The sequence below is a fragment of the Halorussus lipolyticus genome (genome assembly GCF_029338375.1).
GTDB classification, from domain to species: domain Archaea; phylum Halobacteriota; class Halobacteria; order Halobacteriales; family Haladaptataceae; genus Halorussus; species Halorussus lipolyticus.
The window spans coordinates 750,556-767,067 of the sequence record NZ_CP119804.1 but is presented as its reverse complement, the minus strand read 5'-3'; the positions used below and the strand labels follow the sequence as shown (position 1 = coordinate 767,067).

The following is a 16,512-nucleotide window of genomic DNA, read 5'->3' as shown; positions in this document are numbered from 1 at the left end:
AGTTTCAGCGCCTGTTTCGGTTGATTTTCGCGCAGGGTTAGATATATACCCCCGGTGGTTCGGCGAGGGCTATACACGTACCTGCTAAGCCTATCCCCGTCACGCCACTACGAGAGGGTGAACGAGCCATGAGCCAGACAATCCACATCGCCCCCGAGGAGTCCGCGACGACGACCGTCATCGAAGCCATCGCCGACGAGACCGGACGAGACCCCCGAGACCTCCCGACGCTGTACCGCGTCGTGGACCCCGACGCCCTGAATCGACTGGCCGAGGGGCCGCGAACCGGCCGGGACCCGAACGTGACCGTGACGTTCGCCGTGGCCGGTTGTCGCGTCGAAGTCACCGATACCGGCGCGGTGACAGTCGAGGACGACCCGGATTTCGACGTTCCCTCGGAGACTGCGCGAACCGAGACTGCCCGGACCGAACCCGCCGCGGTCGAATCCGGCGACTCCGGCGCAGTCGAGTCGTCCGGTGGCGAAGTGGCCTTCGAGGGGACCCGATGACGGACGCCGACCAGCGCCGCGAGGCCCCCTCGCGCTACCGGTGCATCGAGTTCGAGGACGACGACGCCGACACCATCACCATCGTCCAAGACACCGAGAACGACCGCGCGTGGATTCAGTCCACCGTGGCGTTGCCGGTCGAACCCTAGCCACGTCCCCGCGCTACAGTTCGTGGGTCCGCTCCTCGCTCCCCGAGTCGGGCACCGCCTGCGGTCTCTCGACCGCCTCGTTTTCCTCGGCCGCCGAGAACCGCCGAATCTCGTCGGTCGGACAGACCCAGACCTCGTGAGCGTACCAGCAGAACAGTCGGGTGGCCTCCTCGTGGGCCTCGCCGGCGTCCTCGGCCCGGACGGTGCCGACGTATCGCGGTGGGTCGCCGGGTTCGTCGCGGGCCAGAATCTCCCACTCAGGGTCGGCGTCCGGGCGGCCCTCCTCGACCTCGACTCGTCGCGCCTTCTCGACCATGCCGGGCGATTTGCTCGCTGGAAAAAGTTCGCTTCGGCGATTCTCCCGGCACGAAAACGGGGGCGATGACGTTCGGGACCGGATTGATTTTGAGCGTCGGCGGCGGCGGTCGGCCCACCGCGGATTCGCTTCGCTCCCGCGCTACGCGGACGAGGATTTCACCGCCGGCACCTCCACGCGGTCCAGCACGTCGGCGACGACCGCACTCTGGTCGGCCCCGCGCACGCTGGCCTCGTCGGTCAGCACGAGGCGGTGGGCGAAGGTCGGTTCGGCGACGCGCTTCACGTCGTCGGGGACGACGTACTCCCGGCCCGCGATGATGGCGTTGGCGCGGGCGGCCTCGAACAGGCGCTGGATTCCGCGAGGAGAGACGCCGACCGCTACCCGGTCGTCCTGCCGGGTGGCCCTGCCGAGCGCGACCACGTAGTCCCGAATCTTCCCATCGACCCGGACCGCTTCGAGGACGCGCTGGACCTCGGCCACGTCCTTGCCCTGCAAGACCGGTTCGACGCTCGGGGCCTTGGCGGTCCGGTCGGCCCGGCGGTCCACCAGTTCGCGCTCGCCGTCGAAGTCGGGGTAGCCCATCGTGGTCTTGACGATGAAGCGGTCGCGTTGGGCCTCGGGCAGGCCGAAGGTGCCCTCCTGCTCGACGGGGTTCTGCGTGGCGAGGACGAAGAACGGTTCGGGGAGTTTGTGGGTCGTCCCGTCTACCGTGACCTGCCCCTCGCCCATCGCCTCCAGCAGGGCGGCCTGCGTCTTTGGGGGTGCCCGGTTGATTTCGTCGGCCAGCACGACGTTGGCGAAGACCGGGCCGGGCGAGAACTCGAACTCGCCGGTGCCCTCGTTGTAGACGTTCGACCCGGTGATGTCCGCCGGGAGGAGGTCGGGCGTGAACTGGATGCGCGAGAAGGAGAGACCGAGCGCCGACGCGAAACTCCGGGCGGTCAGGGTCTTGCCCGTTCCCGGCACGTCCTCGAGCAGGACGTGGCCGCGGGCCAAGATGCCGGTCAGGACGGTTTCGAGGAACTCCTCGTCGGCGATGACGGCCGAGCCAACTGCGTCGAGAACGCGCCTGCATCGCTCGGTCGCCGTGGACTGATTCATGCCGAGTAAGTCTCAGCGATTCGTAAAAAGCGTTGGTACTGTCGGGTGTCACCGAGAACCTTCCTTCGACCGACACCCCCTTGCTCCAGCCACCCTAACCCCCTGCCATGCGCAGAGTCGGTCTCCGCGCGCTGATGGTTCTCGTCGGCGTCGGCCTGCTGGTCGTCTACGCCGGGGTCGCGTACCTCGGCTACCGACTCCTCGGGGCGATTTGGCTGGCCCGAGGAGACCTGCTGACCGTGATTGCGTGGACCACCGTCCTCACCGTCCTGCTCGGGTACCTGAGCTACCGGTTCGGCACGGTGCAACTCCTCGGGAAGGTGCAGGCCGCCGACCTGTCCCGAGGACGAGCGCCCGAGGTCCACGCCCGACTCGACCGACTCGCCGAGGAGATGGACGCTGGCCGTCCTCGCTTGCTGGTGGGTCGCCTCGGGTCGCCCAACGCGATGGCGCTCGGCGGGATTCGGGGCGGCGTGGTCGTCCTCGACCGGTCGCTGTTTCATCTCCTGTCTCCCGACGAGTTGGAGGCCCTGCTGGCCCACGAACTCGCCCACCTCGAAAGTCACGACAGTCTGGTCCAGACGCTGGCCTACAGCGCCGGGCAATCGCTGGTCTGGGTCGTCGTGGCGCTGGCGCTCCCCTTCGTCGTGGTCGGGGCGGGCCTGCGTCGCGGCCTCGACTGGATTCGAGGCCGACCGCCCGCCGACTCGCTCGCGCCGGTCTCCGCGCTCCGCAGGCGGGTCGGACAGGTCGTGATGTTCGGGTTCGTCGTCCTCACGCTGGTTCTGCTCGCTCACTCCCGTCGCCGGGAGTTCGCGGCCGACGACCGGTCTGCGGCGGTCACGGGCAACCCGGTCGCGTTGGCCCGCGCCCTTCGGAAAATCCAGCGCGCGACCGACCCCCGGTGGACGATGGTCTCGCCCCTGCAAGTCCGGGGCGACGACGAGGGCGCGCTGGGGCGACTCCTCTCGACCCACCCCGCGATGGACGACCGAATCGACCGACTGGTCGAGCGCGCAGACCGAGAGCGCGGCGCGGTGTCCATCGAAGTTCGATAAGCGTTGAGAGTCGGTGAGCGCCGGGATTCGGTGAGCGCCGGGGCGCGGCGACTACGAGCGATACCGCCCGGACGAGAACGGCGCGACGGTGGCGGTTCGCTGGGCGACCCACGCGAGTCGGAGGACGAACGCGAACAGGATGGCCAGCGGCGCGAACCCGAGGACGAACGCCACGGCCACGACGGCGTAGACGACCAGCACCGGAATCGTCTCGGGGCCGAGCGCGTTGTAGAACACCAGCGCGAGGCCGTCCACGACGATTGCGGGGACCCCGACGTAGAGGAGGACCCGCGAGAGGTACGCCAACTCCTTCTGGACGTAGACCGTCTTGAAGTAGTTGCGCGCCACGTCGATTTGGAGCAGGGTGGTTTCGAGCGTGTCGAGCAGGTCCCGGAACTCCGCCGACAGCGAGTCGGCGTGTTCGTCGGCGAGCGCGGCGATTCGCTGGAGTTGGTCGGCGTGGTTCGTCGCTATCGTCGCCGACACCACGCTGAAGATACCGTCGTCGGCGTCGAGGGTCCGGTTCACGAGGTCCACGTCGTCGTAGAGCGACGAGGTGAGCGTTCGGGCCTCCTCACGGACCGCCTCGTCGTCGAGACTTGCGGTGGCCGCGTCGAGTCGGTGGGTCTGGTCCTCGACTCGCTCGTGGAGGAAGCGCAGGAACCGGGTCGGCGACTTGGGCAGGGTCCCGGTTTCGGCGGCCTCCTCGACGTCGCCGCGGTACTGCAACGCGCCCTGAATCCGGTCCTGAAGCGTGCCCGGTGAACCGAGTTCCCGCGAGAGGACGAGTTGGTTGATGGAGAGGACGACGGTGACGAGCGTCAGGTCGCCGGTGACGAGCGCACTGAACAGGAAGTACATCGGACTCGACGCTCGGAAGGGGGTGAACCCGTAGGCCCACACCAGCGAGAACAGTCCGACCAGCGCGAACGCGAGGACTCCTCCCGCGACGACGAGGCGGTTGCCATCCACGAGGAGCCAGTTTTTCGCCCCGCCCGAGCGGAGTCTGCCGTCGCTGTCGGAGTCCGACGCCCCGGCGGGTCCGCCCTGCTCGGACCTCGAAGACACGACGTTCGGTAGGATTTCGAGGGGCAAAAGCCGTTGGGCGGACCGAGAGTAATGTTTAGATAAGCAGTGGGAACTGGGGACGAGCAGGGCACCGTGTTGTTCCTCGGCCGGGTGACCGACGCCGGGTCGGCACAGAGCGACGCGTAGCCCCGGTGATTCGATTGTTCAGTGAGAACGCGAGACACACCTAGCCACATCCGTTATTCTGCTCGAAGCCCTACTTCCGAGTTGTGAATCGACGCACACTTATCAAAGCGATGAGCGCCGGCGCGACTGGGGGTCTCGTCGGCCTCGCGGGGTGTAACGCACCGGGTGGAAACGGTGGGGACGAAACCACGACCGAGGCGGGCGGCGAGACGACCACGACCGAGGGTGGAACGACTACCGAAGGCGACGGCGAGGAGACCGAAACCACGACCGGCGGAGCGGGTGGCGGCACCGAGCAGGTCCGGATGGTCACCGAGGACAGCGAGTACTTCTTCGACCCAATCGGCCTGTTCGTCGAACCGGGAACCACGGTCGAGTGGGTCAACGAGGCCGGGTCGCACTCCTCGACGGCCTACGCCGAGAGTCTCGACTCGGCCGACGTGACCCGGATTCCCGACGACGCCGAACCGTGGAATAGCGAGATTCTGACCGAGGAGGGCGCGACGTTCAGCTACACCTTCGAGGTGCCGGGGACCTACGACTACTTCTGCATTCCCCACAAGGCCCTCGGGATGGTCGCTCGCGTGGTCTGCGGCGAACCCGGCGACGTGGAGGGCAACCCGCCGGACGGGGCCGTGCCCGCCGCGCAGGACATCGTGGACGCCGGGGCGATTTCCTACGACGAGTTCAACGCGGACGGCGGCGGCGGCGATGGCGGGAGCAACAACAGTAGCGAGTAGCGCACCCGCCAGCGTCGGCTACGCGGCGGGGAAACGAGGCGAGGAGCCTCCGGAGAAGTGTCGGTTGCACGCCGGTCGCGCGAGGACCGCGCCGGTCCTACGAGTCGTCGGTCACGGCGTCGAGGTTGGCCTCGGTCAGCGCGTCGCGCCACGACCCGAACCGGCGGTGATAGGTCACGGGAGCGTACTCGCCCCGGTCGTCCATCTCGGCGGCCTTCGGCGCGCGGCCGAGTTCGCGGGCGAGGCGCTCGATTTCTCGCAGGAGTTCGGCCTCGGAGATGCCGTCGTTGGTCTCCAACATGGCCTCCTGTAGCGCCGCCGACCAACTGCCGAATCGGAGTTGATAGGTTCGGTTCGAGTACTCGCCGTGTTCGGTCATGTCGCGCTGGGTCGGGGGCTTGCCGAGTTCGGTGTAGAGGCGCTGGAGTTCCGCCAGCAGTTCTCTGTCGGGAATTCGCTTGGTCCCGATTTCGTCGGGGTCGAGTCCTGCGGCCTCCAGCGCTTCGTTCCAACTGCCGAAGACCTCTTGGTAGACCTTCGGCGCGTACTGGCCCTCCTCGTGCATGTCCACCACGGTCGGCGTCTTGCCGAGCCGGGCGGCCAGCGACTGCAGTGCGGACCGTAGCGTCTCCGGAGACACTTGCTGGCTCATCAGTTTCCAGATAGGAGCCAATAGTCTTAAATGTGAGCGTTATCGGACGTATTCCGTATGTGATAAAAAAATATGTAAATTCCAGCAGAGCATCAAATTCTATAATCGCATTTTCAGGTAAGCAAGTATTTATATAGGGGGACTACGAACGAGCCAATTAAGCACGTATCATCGCCAGAGAAGTGCCGGTCCGGGGCGGCTTTGGCGGTCCCCCGCCGACGAGTGACCGTTGCTCGTCGGCCATCATAAAGTGTATGGCCACTTCTCAGGGATGATAACGTGCCGGAAAACGGAGAAATACGAAACATGAACCTAAAAGCACTCTTCGAAGACGACGGCGCGGTTTCGCCGGTCATCGGCGTCATCCTCATGGTGGCGATTACGGTGATTCTGGCGGCCGTCATCGGTACGTTCGTCCTCGGACTCGGACAGAACGTTCAGTCTTCGAGTCCGACGGCATCGATTTCGTTCGACCAGCAAGGGTCGGCAGGTAGCGCAGACGTGCAAGTCGCACACGATGGCGGTGACCCGCTTGAGAAGGATCAGATTGACATTACTGTTACTGGCAATAGTATCAGTAACCCGAGTAATCCTGTCGATGATTGGGCTAGTGACAGTGAAATTACTGCAGGAGAATCTGTCACTCTTAAAGCCTCCAGCGGTTTCAATGCAGAAGACACCATCAAAGTTGTCTGGACCGCTGACGGCGGAGAGTCCTCGAACGTCCTCGGTGAGTTCACGGTTGAATAAACAATGAATCTGAAACAACTCCTTCACGACGACGACGCGGTTTCGCCGGTCATCGGCGTCATCCTCATGGTGGCGATTACGGTGATTCTGGCGGCCGTGATTGGCACGTTCGTCCTCGGCCTCGGTCAGAACGTTCAGCAGTCGTCGCCGACGGCTTCGATCTCGTTCGACCAGTCCGGAGCAGGTAACAGCGCAGATGTCACTATCTCTCACGATAGCGGTGACCCGCTGAAGCAAGGGAACATCGAAGTGATGGTTGACGGTTCCCCTGAGGGCGTTGCTAGCTCGTGGGCCAGTAAGTCCTCGCCGAATGACAAGGTTACTGCTGGCGAATCGATTAACATTCCTAGTGGTAGTCTCAACGGAGATTCGGTCATCAAAGTCGTCTGGACTGCTGACGGTGGCGAGTCCTCAAACGTCCTCGGCGAGTACGAAGTCGAATAACTACCTTCTGACGCGGTTTTCCCGATTTTTCGAGGCCTCCTCGCTCACTACTCCCAAGTCTGCCTAGCAGTACTGAAACCACTCTCTAATTCTCTAAACCAACTATAAAATCCTAAAAGAAATAATTACAATTCCTTACACCTCGACCTCACCACTCGCCAGAAACAGCAACTGCTCGCCCACGTCCTCCACGGCGTCCATCGCGGCGTCGAGCGTCAGCACCAACTCGCGGACCACCAGCGCGTCGGCGGTCGAGTGGGCGTCGAACGCCGCCGAGAGCGCGTCGTACTTCAGGCCGTCACACTCGCTTTCGAGGACCGCCAACTCGTCCACGCGCTCGGTGACGCCGGGGGTCGGGTCGTCGGGCGCGGCCTCGGGCGCGACCAGTCGCGCTACGTAGTCGGCGGTCAGGTCGGCCAACGCCGACGCGGCCTCGTGGACGAGGAGCGCCATCTCCCGGCAAGTCTCGCGGGTCCGGTCGTCCAGCGCGGGGCGCATCGCCCGGAGTTCCCGGACGAAGCGCTCGGCGCGGTTCGGAATCTCGTCGATGGCGGCGTAGAGGCGCGACACGTCGTCGATGCGCAGGTAGAACCGACTGTAGTTCGGCGGCATCGACTTGCCCACCGCGGTGCGGAGGTCCCGGAGCGTCTCGTCGCAGGCCGACTCGTGGTCCGCAACTGTCTGGGTGGCCTCCTCGAAGGCGTCGGCGTCCTCGTCGTAGGCGTCGAGTGCCGCCGGGAGCGCCGCGGTGGCCTCCGCGACCCGTTCGAGATACTGCTCGGTCAGCGCGCAGACCTCCTCGGCGTACCCCGACTCGCTCGGCGTGGTCGTCATCGACTGGAAGGGGGCCGACGACAGAGGAAAAGCCTACTATGACCGATACGTTCGTGAATGTACGCCACGTTCGGCGGGCATCCCGAACGTTAATTTCACGCTCCGTCCAAGTTCGAGCGTGTTCCCCGACATCGCGTATCTCGACTGGATTTCCGGGCGGCCCGAGGAGGCCGAGTACGACCTCGGGTCGTCGGACCTGCGCCGCGCGCCCGCCGAACCGAACGAGGTCGTTCCGCCCGCGCTCGCCGGGACGCCGACGCCGGGGGCGACCGTCGAGCAACTCGTCGCCGACGAGTACGGCGTCGGTCCCGAGAACGTCCTCGTGACCGCCGGGGCGACCCACGCCAACTTCCTCGCAGAGGCCGCCGCGCTCTCGAAGGCCGAGGACCGGGCGGACGAGGACGGCGAGGCGGACGACGAGGAGTCCGCGACCCACCGCGTGCTGGTCGAGAAACCCGGCTACGAACCTCTGCTGGCGACGCCGGAGGGACTGGGCGCGACCGTGGACCGATTCTTTCGCCCGCCCGACGAGGGCTATCCCCTCGACCCGGACCGAGTGGACGCCGCGCTCCTCGAGGATACCGTCCTCGTGTCGGTCTCGAACCGCCACAATCCGAGCGGTCGCCGAACCGACCGCGAAGACCTCGCAGAGGTCGCTCGCACCGTCGGCGACGGGGGTGCCACGCTCCTCGTGGACGAGGTGTACGCGCCCTTCGGCGGGGAACTAACGCTGGACTTGTCCTCCCAGCGTTCGTCGCCGGTCGGTCCCTTCGGCGGCCCCTCGGCAGTCGACCTGCCGAATACGGTCGTCACGAACTCGCTCACCAAGTTCTTCGGCTTCGGCGACCTGCGTCTCGGATGGCTGGTCGCCGACGCCGATTTCGTGGCCCGCGCGCGGTCGGTCAAGAACCACGTCCCGGCAGTCGCCGAACCGAGCAGGCGACTCGCTCGCCGGGTCCTCGCCGACGCCGACAGCCTCGTCCCCGAGTCCCGCGAGCGCATTCGGACCAACCGCGAGGCGTTGGCCGAGTTCGCCGACAAGCGCGGGGACCTCCTCGGTCGTGTCGAGGAGGGTTGCACCTACGCTTTCCTGAGCCACGAATCGGCCGACGGCGACGAGGTTGCACGGTCAGCGTGGGACGAGGGCGTGCTGGTCGTCCCCGGTCGCTTCTTCGACGACCCCGAGAGTTTCCGAATCAGCGCGTGCGGGACGCCGAGCGAGGTCCGGGCGGGCCTCGACAGGTTCGGGGACGTGCTGGACGGACTCACCGAGTAGACCGAAAAGAGCGCGACGGGCCTCACGCCGACCGGACGACCCGCAACGCGCCGAACCCGACCTGTATCAACACGACCAGTCCGGCCATCGTTATCGAAATGGCCCAGAGGACGTTCGCCAACTCGTGGTCGAACACCGCCAGACTCCCGTAGGCGAGGCCCACGAGGAGCGCGACAGCGACCAGTCCCTTGACCATCCAGAAGTTTCTGGTGAGCCAGTTCCCCTGTGTCGTGTCCTCGTCCTGACCGCTCCGTGAGCTGTCGATGGCGTCGGACACGTCGGGCATTGTTCACGAAGTCAGAAAAGCTCCGTGGCAGTCGGTAGCATTGACCGGGCAGTGATTGGCCGGGCAGTGATTGTCGCGGCGGGAGTGTCGCGGGCGCAGTCGTCGCGGCGTCGCGGTGTCTCGATTCTGCGGCTAATTTCGTGAGACTCTGCCAAAAGTTAAGACCCACCCTTACCATCGTTTCCCACATGGACGGAACACCGCAGGAGATTACGAGTCTAGTCGGCCGGGAGGTGTACTCCAACAACGGCGTCTTCGTCGGGGAAGTCGAGGACGTTCGATTGAACGTGGACGCCTGTACCGTCACGGGCATCGCGCTCGGCGAACTCAACAGCGAACTGTTCTCTGACGTGGTGGGCGACGAGAACGGCGTGATGATTCCCTACCGCTGGGTACGCGCCGTCGGTGACGTGGTTCTCATCAATGACACCATCGAGCGCCTCCGCCAACCCGACGCCGACGACGAGGACATCGCGGTCTGAAATCGGATTTCGGGTAGACTCTCCACTCGGGAATTTTCGATTTTCGGGGGTTCCGGTGATAGCTATCGACTAGCGGTAGTTTCGGGCCGTGGCAATGCTGTTGCAGGGCCAAAGGAGCTAGCTACTGCCGAAGCCGAGGAGGACCGCACTGCAACCGCCGCGCGCCGGACGGAAACGTATCGAATCGAGGGAACAAACGTCGAAAACAGCGCCGAGAAATTCGGAAATCTCCGCCTTAGCTTCCGTTACTGCCTTCGCCGCTCTCGACGCCCATCGCGTCGAACAGTTTGCGCTTGACGGCCTCCTCGGTCAGCGAGAGGAGCGTGTCGCGGTTGTCGTCTGTGGTCTCGATGCCGGTAAAGATGCCCAGCGGAATCTCGACGCTGGCCTGCGTCGAGTGGCCCGCGGCCTCGCCGATTTCGCTGAAGGCGTCCTGAAGCACCTTGCCGATGTTCATCCGGATGTCCTTCGACCGGGCGGCGAGGTAGATGGTGTCGTCGGCGATGCCGAAGACGGCGGTGGTCGTGATGCCCTCCAGATTCAGCAGGTGGGAGGCGGCCTGCGTCAGGGCGTCCCGGTCGCGGATGAACCCCGCGTTGCTCACGAGGTGACTCCCCTGCACTTCGCGGTTGGTGATGGCCTCCGCCAGCACGTCCAGCGTCTCGGGGGACATCGAGGGCGATTCGACCTGTTCGAGCGTGTCGTGGTTGGCGAAGGGGTAGAGGTAGGCCGCGGCGGTCAAATCCGCTGGCGTCGTGTCGCGCTTGAAGTCCAGCGTCTCGGCCCGGATGCCGTAGAGCAGGGCGGTAGCGACCTCCTCGCTGACGTTCAGGTCGAACTCCTGAATGTACTTCGTCATGATGGTGGAGGTCGAACTCACCGAGGGCCGGATGTCCACGAACTCGGCTTCGTACTCCTCGTCCGGTTCGAAGTGGTCGATAAAGATGTCTACCGGTTGGTCGAAGGTGGCCTCGGTCGCCTTGGCGTGGTCCACCAGCGCGATGGTGTCGTAGTCGTCCACGTCGGCCTCGGCGTAGGGGAACAACTCGATGCCCAGCAGGTTGACGAACGCCCGGTTCTCCTGATGGCCGATGTCGCCGATGTAGAGGATGTCGGACTCGACGCCGAGCGTGTCGGCGATGGCCTGTAGCGCGACTGCGCTGGCGATGGAGTCGGGGTCTGGGTTGTCGTGGGTGACGATGGCGAGTCGGTCGCCGGTCGCCTCCAAGACCTCGGCGAGCTGTTGAGCCTTGTACTCCAACTCGCCGGTTTCGAGCGCCCGAAGCGCCGAATCGGCGATGACCTCCGAGGGATTGATAACCACGTCCGCCCCGAGGTCGGTGAGTTCGTCTTCCGAAACCGGGTCGCTCGCGCGCACGACGATAAACTGCTCGCCGTCGTGTTCCCTGATGTTCCGAACGGCCTCCTTGTTTGCCTCCACGTCGGAGGCCATGATGAGGACGACCTCGTTGTCAGAAATAGTCTCGTAGAGGTCGTCCTCGCGGATGTCGGCGGTCTGGGCGTTGAGGTCTTGGTCTCGCAGGGCTTCCACCCGGTCGGCGTCCCGGTCGATGATGAGTACGTCTTTGCCCTGCTCCACTAGCTCCTCGGCGACAGCGTGCCCGACGCTACCACAGCCCAAAATGGCGTAATCGGACATAGAGGAGATGGTAATCCCGGCGCTCATGATACTGTGGCGTAGCTTCGGACCACACTTAATGTTCCCGGAGAAGTTTTTCGGCGGAAATTCGGGGACTACGGCCGGACGCGACCGGGAAGCCTTCACCGGGTTTCGCCGGGAATCGAAAGCCGTAACAGTTCGGCGAAACGGAAACGTATTTACGTAACCCACGGCAAGAATGGGATGCGTTGGGCCGGTAGCTCAGTTAGGGAGAGCGTCTGACTCTTAATCAGACGGTCAGGGGTTCAAATCCCTTCCGGCCCGCTATATTTTGCGACGAGCAACACGGTGAGCGCCTTGTGCGCTCGCCACTCCGCGAGTCGCAAATTCGCATCGCCGGAAGGATTTGAACGAGGCAAGTCGCACGCCCGGAATGGCCCGGAGGGCCACACGCCCGGAACGTCTTGACGTAGTTCAAATCCCTTCCGGCCCGTATTCTTTCCGTGAGCAAATCGGCGAGCACCGCGTCTTGCCAATCAAAAGTAGAAAACTTATCACGTCGGAGCGACCGCACTCCGGAGAATGGCCGATTGGACTCGCCGCGAACTCCTCGCAGGCCTCGGCACTGCCGCGGTCGGCGTCGGCGGCTACTGGTGGTTCGAGGAGGACCACTGCATCGACCGGCGCGAACTGCGGTGGAACCTCGACGGCAGGCACTGGTCGCCCCCAGTCACCGACGAGTACTCGGTCTACGTCTCCGAGAGGCACGGCTACACCGGCGAGGACCTCGTTTCCCGAGTAGCATCGCTGAAACGATTCGACGGGGAGCCAAACTGGGTGTTCACCGTGACTGGCGGCGGTGCGGGCGTCCCGCTGGTCGGTAGCGAGACGATTTACGTCGGGACTGGCGCGGACTACGTGTACGCCCTCGACAAACAGACCGGCCACGTTCAGTGGCGCTACGACGCCGGCGGCCGGGAAACCTACGGCGGCGGCGCGTGGGGCCAACCCGAGTGGGTAGACGGCCTCGTGGTCGTCGGCATCTCCCACACCCCGGACTCGGACGCCGGGCCGAGCGACGGCAGTTTCGTCCACCGGGTCGTCGCGCTCGACGCCGGGACCGGCGAGGAGGTCTGGGCGCGCTCCGTGGACGCGAAGATCTGGACCGGACCGGTCGCAGTCGGTGAGACCGTCGTCGCGGCGACAGAGGCCGGAGGAGTCTACGGGCTTGCGGTCGGTGACGGAACTGAACGCTGGCGAACCGACGTGGGCGAGAGGGTCTGGGAGTCGATATTCGGGGGCGACGACGGAGCAGTCTACGTCGCCAGCGAGGACGAACAAGTCGCAGAAATCGCGGCGCTCGACGCCGAATCCGGGGACGAGCGATGGACGGCCGCGGTGTCTGGCGGCGTCTCGGCGACCGAGCGCGACGGCGAACGCTTCTTCGTCGGCACCGACTCGGGGAGCCTAACCGCCTTCTCGTTGGCTGATGGTCAGGGCCAATGGAATTTCGGCAGTGAGGCCGCGATAGCCGCGGTCTCGTCAGATGGCGCGCTGGCCTACGTTCTCGACCAGCGAGGGTACGTCTTCGTCCTCGACGCCGGGACCGGCGAGCGCTGGGACCGATTCCGCGTCGTCGAGGAGTCGCTGGGGGACAGATGCGGGTGGAGTCCCAAGTACGAGCGAGCGACTGGACTGGTCGCTGGCGACGACGAACTGTTCGTGACCGGGCCGTGGGTCGGGAGCGTCCAGCGCCACCGCGAGGAGTAAGACCGAACTCGTCTCACCGCGCCAGCCGCCACCGTTTTCGAGGTGCGAGTCCATTGGACTGCCAGATGCCAGCCTACAGTCCCGGATTCCGGTCGCTCGACACCGAACACGACGGCCTCGCGCTCGACGTGGACGGCGAGATTCCTGCGTGGCTCTCGGGGTCGCTGGTCCGCAACGGCCCCGGCAGGTTCGAAGTCGGCGGCGAGCGCGTCGAACACTGGTTCGACGGACTGGCGATGCTCCACAAGTTCCGGTTCGAGGAGGGCGGCGGCAAGGTGTGCTACTCGAATCGCTTCCTTCGGACCGAGGCCTACCGCGAGGCGGTCGAGGAGGGCCGACTCACCAGCCAGTTCGCCACTTCCGGGAGCTACCTCGACCAACTCAGGTCGTTTCTGGACGACCCGACAGACAACGCGAACGTCAACGTGGACCGAGTGGGCGGGGAGTACGTCGCACTGACCGAGACGCCGCGGCGCGTCCGGTTCGACCCGACCGACCTGTCGGCGCGGGGCGACCAGACCTACGCCGACGACATGACGGTCCACCACGTCACCGCCCACCTCCGGCACGACGACCGGCGAGGTGAGACCGTCGGCTACGCGACCCAGTTCGGGCGCACGAACAAGTATCACGTCTATCGCGTGCTGGACGATTCGACCGCGAACGGTGCCCGACCGAGCAGGGTTCCCGTCGCCTCGCTCGAAGTCGAGCGACCGGCGTATCTCCACAGTTTCGGGCTGACGCGCCGATACGCCGTCATCGTGGAACCGCCGTTCGTGGTCAACCCGATGCGGTTCCTCCTGCCGGGGAGCGGCGGGTTCATCGACAAGTTCCGGTGGAAACCCGAGCGCGGGACGCGATTTCTGGTCTTCGACCGGGAGACGGGGGACCTCACGGCCGAGCGGACCGCGCCGCCCTTCTTCTTCTTCCACACCGTCAACGCCTTCGAGGACGACGAGACCGGCGAAATCGTCGTGGACCTCGTGGCCTACGAGGACGCCGCCATCGTCCGCGACCTGTTCATGGCCTCGGTCGAGGGGGACCGCGAGGACAGCGCGGCCGACGCCGGGCCGGTCCTCGACGCCGCGACCGGAGAACTCGCGCGATTCCGGGTCCCGGTCGAGGACAGTGGCCGGGGTGCGGACGGTGGCCGGGTCGAGCGCCGGAATCTATACACCGGGATGGAACTCCCGCGAATCGCCCCGCGGGCGAGGATGGAACCCTATCGCTACGCCTACGGGCAGGCCACGGCCCGCAAGGGCCAGAACGGACTGGCGAAGGTCAACGTCGAGACTGGCGAGGCCACCGAGTGGTGGGCAGACGGGTGCTACGCGGGAGAGCCGATTTTCGTCCCGAAACCGGCCTCGGAGGAGGACGACGAGGATTCCGTCGCGCCCGAGGACCGCGAGCGACCAGAGGACCGCGGCGTGGTCCTTGCGCCCGTCCTCGACACCGAAACCGAGGAGTCCCTGCTGGTCGTTCTCGACGGCGAAACGTTCGAGGAACTGGCGAGAGCGCACGTCCCCCACCACATCCCGTTCGGCTTCCATGGCGAGTTCTTTGCCGAGATTACAACGTAGTGTCAGTCTGACAGAAAGATTACGACGCAGTATTCCGGGCGACAGAGGAAACAACCTCGGTCTCGAAAGCCCTCGCGCGGTTCGCCACCGGAAGACATTCCTGCTCGTCGCTACGCTCCTGCGCGGGCTGTGACTTCCGAGGTCACACTCGCACCGGAAGACAAACCGCGTCTTCCGAGCCGTTGCCTCGCTTCGCTCGGCAAGACGCCAGCACGCGCCGGGTTAGAGGTGGAAGATTCGGAGTATTTCGTCTTGTCTACCTATCCCGCGTCACCACTTCGCCCGGTTTCGTCGTCGCACCTTCAGAGAGCTTCACGCCGGCGTTCAGACTCGCGTTGATGCCGGTCTTGGCTTCGTCGCCGACCACGACGCCGAACTTCCGTCTGCCGGTCGAAACCCGGTCGCCCTTGACCGTCAGTCTCACCGGTTCGCCGTCGTGGCGGAGGTTGGCGACGTTGGTGCCTGCGCCGAAGTTCACGTCCCGGCCCAGCACGCTGTCGCCGACGTAACTCAGGTGCGCGACGTGGGAGCCTCGCCCAAGGACGCTGTTCTTGATTTCGACCGAGTGGCCGACGTGGGCGTCCTCACCGACGAGGGTCGCCCCGCGGATGTAGGCGTTCGGCCCGACGCTCGCCCCCGACCGAATCAGGGCGGGGCCTTCGACCACGACCCCGGCGTCGATTTCCGCGCCCGATTCCACCACCACGTCACCCCGGAGTTCGGCGTCGTCGTGGACCTCGCCCCGAATCTCGCGGTCCAGTTCGCCCAGTTTCCACTCGTTTGCCGCCAGCAGTTCCCACGGCCGACCCACGTCTAGCCACCGGTCCATCACGGCGACTCCCACGTCGTACTCCGCGATGACCTCGGCCACCACGTCGGTAATTTCGTGTTCGCCGCGCTCGCTTTCGGGCACGTCCAACCAGTCGCGGGCCTCCGCGGGGAAGGCGTAGGCCCCGGCGTTGGCCAGATTCGTCGGCGGGTCGTCTGGCTTCTCCACGATGTCGGTCACGGTGTCGTCCTCGGTGGAGAGGACCCCGTAGTTCGTCGGGTCCTCGACCCGGACCGCGCCGACCGCCGGTCCCTCCTCGAACAACTCGGCGATGGCCTCGGGTTCGTAGAGGTTGTCGCCGTTGAGAACCGCAAAAGGACCGTCGAGGTACTCGCTGGCAGACCGAACCGCGTCGGCGGTCCCGGCCTGTTCCTGCTGGACCGCGTAGGTGACTGGGACCCCGGCGTACTCGTCGCCGAAGTAGTCCCGGACCTCCTCGGCCTCGTAGCCCACGACCAGAATCAACTCGTCTGCGCCCGCCTCGACGGCGGCGTCGGCGGCGTGGGCAGACAGCGGTCGGTCGGCCACCGGGAGCATCGGTTTCGGGAGCGACGCCGACAGCGGCCGGATTCGGGTTCCCTGACCGGCGGAGAGAACGACTGCTTGCATGGTGACTACCTTCGGAACCCACCGGTTTCAGTCTCCCGAAGTCGCCCACCCCTCGAACCCTCGGCCTCGGGTCGTCAGGTCCCTCGCCGAGTTCGTCGGTTCTATCGCCGAAATCCGACGTTTGCATTTAAACGGCGTGACCAGTCACCCCGAGTCCTTTTCCCTGTGGCACGTTTGACTTTACCTGATAATGCAGGGCGCTAAGGCCCCACCCTCAAGGAGCGACCGACCAGCGGGAGGGAGCAAGTAGGGTGGGGATACAGCGCCCGTCATCATCTGAGAAACCAT

Annotated in this window: 18 protein-coding genes and 1 tRNA gene; 11 read left to right on the top strand and 8 right to left on the bottom strand. The window is 65.3% G+C overall.

The features are described from left to right. The first annotated feature begins 128 nt into the window (after positions 1 to 128). A complete protein-coding gene (locus P2T57_RS03900; protein ID WP_276301172.1) occupies positions 129 to 509 on the top strand; it encodes a HalOD1 output domain-containing protein in 381 nt (126 codons plus the stop codon). Continuing rightward, the gene (locus P2T57_RS03895; RefSeq protein ID WP_276301171.1) at positions 506 to 658 is read left to right on the top strand and encodes a hypothetical protein; all 153 of its coding nucleotides are present in this window, start codon (positions 506 to 508) and stop codon (positions 656 to 658) included. Before P2T57_RS03900 ends, P2T57_RS03895 begins: the two co-directional genes overlap by 4 nt. A 13-nt stretch (positions 659 to 671) precedes the next feature. Here P2T57_RS03895 and P2T57_RS03890 read toward each other — a convergent pair whose 3' ends face one another. After that, positions 672 to 974, bottom strand: coding sequence for an Htur_1727 family rSAM-partnered candidate RiPP (locus P2T57_RS03890; RefSeq protein WP_276301170.1), 303 nt, complete (start codon positions 972 to 974; stop codon positions 672 to 674). 141 nt (positions 975 to 1,115) lie between these two features. Then, positions 1,116 to 2,078 (bottom strand): AAA family ATPase, encoded by a 963-nt coding sequence (locus tag P2T57_RS03885; protein ID WP_276301169.1) that lies wholly within the window; start codon positions 2,076 to 2,078, stop codon positions 1,116 to 1,118. Positions 2,079 to 2,185: 107 nt separating this feature from the next. Here P2T57_RS03885 and P2T57_RS03880 point away from each other — a divergent pair, with 107 nt between their 5' ends. Then, positions 2,186 to 3,136, top strand: coding sequence for a M48 family metallopeptidase (locus tag P2T57_RS03880; protein WP_276301168.1), 951 nt, complete (start codon positions 2,186 to 2,188; stop codon positions 3,134 to 3,136). A 51-nt stretch (positions 3,137 to 3,187) separates the two neighbouring features. Here P2T57_RS03880 and P2T57_RS03875 read toward each other — a convergent pair whose 3' ends face one another. Next, the gene (locus P2T57_RS03875; RefSeq protein WP_276301167.1) at positions 3,188 to 4,204 is read right to left on the bottom strand and encodes a DUF7972 family membrane protein; all 1,017 of its coding nucleotides are present in this window, start codon (positions 4,202 to 4,204) and stop codon (positions 3,188 to 3,190) included. Positions 4,205 to 4,434: 230 nt separating this feature from the next. Between P2T57_RS03875 and P2T57_RS03870 the strand changes: the two genes are divergently transcribed. Next, positions 4,435 to 5,091 (top strand): plastocyanin/azurin family copper-binding protein, encoded by a 657-nt coding sequence (locus P2T57_RS03870; protein WP_276301166.1) that lies wholly within the window; start codon positions 4,435 to 4,437, stop codon positions 5,089 to 5,091. Between the two features lie 97 nt (positions 5,092 to 5,188). Here P2T57_RS03870 and P2T57_RS03865 read toward each other — a convergent pair whose 3' ends face one another. Next, complete coding sequence (locus tag P2T57_RS03865) at positions 5,189 to 5,743, bottom strand: homing endonuclease associated repeat-containing protein (RefSeq protein WP_276301165.1); 555 nt, start codon at positions 5,741 to 5,743, stop codon at positions 5,189 to 5,191. Between the two features lie 306 nt (positions 5,744 to 6,049). Between P2T57_RS03865 and P2T57_RS03860 the strand changes: the two genes are divergently transcribed. Continuing rightward, positions 6,050 to 6,493 (top strand): type IV pilin N-terminal domain-containing protein, encoded by a 444-nt coding sequence (locus tag P2T57_RS03860; RefSeq protein ID WP_276301164.1) that lies wholly within the window; start codon positions 6,050 to 6,052, stop codon positions 6,491 to 6,493. 3 nt (positions 6,494 to 6,496) lie between these two features. Next, on the top strand, positions 6,497 to 6,937 hold the full coding sequence (locus tag P2T57_RS03855; RefSeq protein ID WP_276301163.1) for a type IV pilin N-terminal domain-containing protein: 441 nt from the start codon (positions 6,497 to 6,499) through the stop codon (positions 6,935 to 6,937). Between the two features lie 135 nt (positions 6,938 to 7,072). Here the strand turns inward: P2T57_RS03855 and P2T57_RS03850 are convergent, their stop codons facing one another. Beyond that, complete coding sequence (locus tag P2T57_RS03850; RefSeq protein ID WP_276301162.1) at positions 7,073 to 7,771, bottom strand: DUF47 domain-containing protein; 699 nt, start codon at positions 7,769 to 7,771, stop codon at positions 7,073 to 7,075. A 118-nt stretch (positions 7,772 to 7,889) separates the two neighbouring features. Here P2T57_RS03850 and P2T57_RS03845 point away from each other — a divergent pair, with 118 nt between their 5' ends. Next, complete coding sequence (locus P2T57_RS03845) at positions 7,890 to 9,047, top strand: pyridoxal phosphate-dependent aminotransferase (RefSeq protein ID WP_276301161.1); 1,158 nt, start codon at positions 7,890 to 7,892, stop codon at positions 9,045 to 9,047. Between the two features lie 22 nt (positions 9,048 to 9,069). Here P2T57_RS03845 and P2T57_RS03840 read toward each other — a convergent pair whose 3' ends face one another. Further along, positions 9,070 to 9,333: a hypothetical protein gene (locus tag P2T57_RS03840; protein WP_276301160.1), complete on the bottom strand. Its 264-nt coding sequence runs from the start codon at positions 9,331 to 9,333 to the stop codon at positions 9,070 to 9,072. Between the two features lie 188 nt (positions 9,334 to 9,521). Between P2T57_RS03840 and P2T57_RS03835 the strand changes: the two genes are divergently transcribed. Then, positions 9,522 to 9,815, top strand: a complete 294-nt coding sequence (locus P2T57_RS03835) for a PRC-barrel domain-containing protein (RefSeq protein WP_276301159.1) — start codon at positions 9,522 to 9,524, stop codon at positions 9,813 to 9,815. A gap of 235 nt (positions 9,816 to 10,050) precedes the next feature. Here the strand turns inward: P2T57_RS03835 and P2T57_RS03830 are convergent, their stop codons facing one another. Continuing rightward, positions 10,051 to 11,502 (bottom strand): DHH family phosphoesterase, encoded by a 1,452-nt coding sequence (locus tag P2T57_RS03830; protein WP_276301158.1) that lies wholly within the window; start codon positions 11,500 to 11,502, stop codon positions 10,051 to 10,053. A 184-nt stretch (positions 11,503 to 11,686) separates the two neighbouring features. On the opposite strand from P2T57_RS03830, the gene P2T57_RS03825 reads away from it, so the two are divergent. The 3 genes from P2T57_RS03825 (at position 11,687) to P2T57_RS03815 (ending at position 14,786) form a co-directional block, all read left to right on the top strand. Then, a tRNA-Lys gene (locus P2T57_RS03825) sits at positions 11,687 to 11,760 on the top strand. Positions 11,761 to 12,018: 258 nt separating this feature from the next. Continuing rightward, complete coding sequence (locus P2T57_RS03820) at positions 12,019 to 13,206, top strand: outer membrane protein assembly factor BamB family protein (RefSeq protein WP_276301157.1); 1,188 nt, start codon at positions 12,019 to 12,021, stop codon at positions 13,204 to 13,206. A 65-nt stretch (positions 13,207 to 13,271) separates the two neighbouring features. Then, positions 13,272 to 14,786: a carotenoid oxygenase family protein gene (locus P2T57_RS03815; RefSeq protein WP_276301156.1), complete on the top strand. Its 1,515-nt coding sequence runs from the start codon at positions 13,272 to 13,274 to the stop codon at positions 14,784 to 14,786. Positions 14,787 to 15,042: 256 nt separating this feature from the next. Here P2T57_RS03815 and glmU read toward each other — a convergent pair whose 3' ends face one another. Continuing rightward, a complete protein-coding gene (glmU, locus tag P2T57_RS03810) occupies positions 15,043 to 16,224 on the bottom strand; it encodes a bifunctional sugar-1-phosphate nucleotidylyltransferase/acetyltransferase (RefSeq protein ID WP_276301155.1) in 1,182 nt (393 codons plus the stop codon). Between the last annotated feature and the right edge of the window lie 288 nt (positions 16,225 to 16,512).

Bases quoted from the DNA above. Each gene is read 5' to 3' on its own strand.
- P2T57_RS03830 (WP_276301158.1), bottom strand. From the start codon at position 11,502: ATGAGCGCCGGGATTACCATCTCCTCTATGTCCGATTACGCCATTTTG.
- glmU (WP_276301155.1), bottom strand. From the start codon at position 16,224: ATGCAAGCAGTCGTTCTCTCCGCCGGTCAGGGAACCCGAATCCGGCCG.
- P2T57_RS03880 (WP_276301168.1), top strand. From the start codon at position 2,186: ATGCGCAGAGTCGGTCTCCGCGCGCTGATGGTTCTCGTCGGCGTCGGC.
- P2T57_RS03850 (WP_276301162.1), bottom strand. From the start codon at position 7,771: ATGACGACCACGCCGAGCGAGTCGGGGTACGCCGAGGAGGTCTGCGCG.
- P2T57_RS03820 (WP_276301157.1), top strand. From the start codon at position 12,019: ATGGCCGATTGGACTCGCCGCGAACTCCTCGCAGGCCTCGGCACTGCC.
- P2T57_RS03840 (WP_276301160.1), bottom strand. From the start codon at position 9,333: ATGCCCGACGTGTCCGACGCCATCGACAGCTCACGGAGCGGTCAGGAC.
- P2T57_RS03815 (WP_276301156.1), top strand. From the start codon at position 13,272: ATGCCAGCCTACAGTCCCGGATTCCGGTCGCTCGACACCGAACACGAC.
- P2T57_RS03860 (WP_276301164.1), top strand. From the start codon at position 6,050: ATGAACCTAAAAGCACTCTTCGAAGACGACGGCGCGGTTTCGCCGGTC.
- P2T57_RS03890 (WP_276301170.1), bottom strand. From the start codon at position 974: ATGGTCGAGAAGGCGCGACGAGTCGAGGTCGAGGAGGGCCGCCCGGAC.
- P2T57_RS03885 (WP_276301169.1), bottom strand. From the start codon at position 2,078: ATGAATCAGTCCACGGCGACCGAGCGATGCAGGCGCGTTCTCGACGCA.
- P2T57_RS03895 (WP_276301171.1), top strand. From the start codon at position 506: ATGACGGACGCCGACCAGCGCCGCGAGGCCCCCTCGCGCTACCGGTGC.
- P2T57_RS03865 (WP_276301165.1), bottom strand. From the start codon at position 5,743: ATGAGCCAGCAAGTGTCTCCGGAGACGCTACGGTCCGCACTGCAGTCG.
- P2T57_RS03835 (WP_276301159.1), top strand. From the start codon at position 9,522: ATGGACGGAACACCGCAGGAGATTACGAGTCTAGTCGGCCGGGAGGTG.
- P2T57_RS03900 (WP_276301172.1), top strand. From the start codon at position 129: ATGAGCCAGACAATCCACATCGCCCCCGAGGAGTCCGCGACGACGACC.
- P2T57_RS03855 (WP_276301163.1), top strand. From the start codon at position 6,497: ATGAATCTGAAACAACTCCTTCACGACGACGACGCGGTTTCGCCGGTC.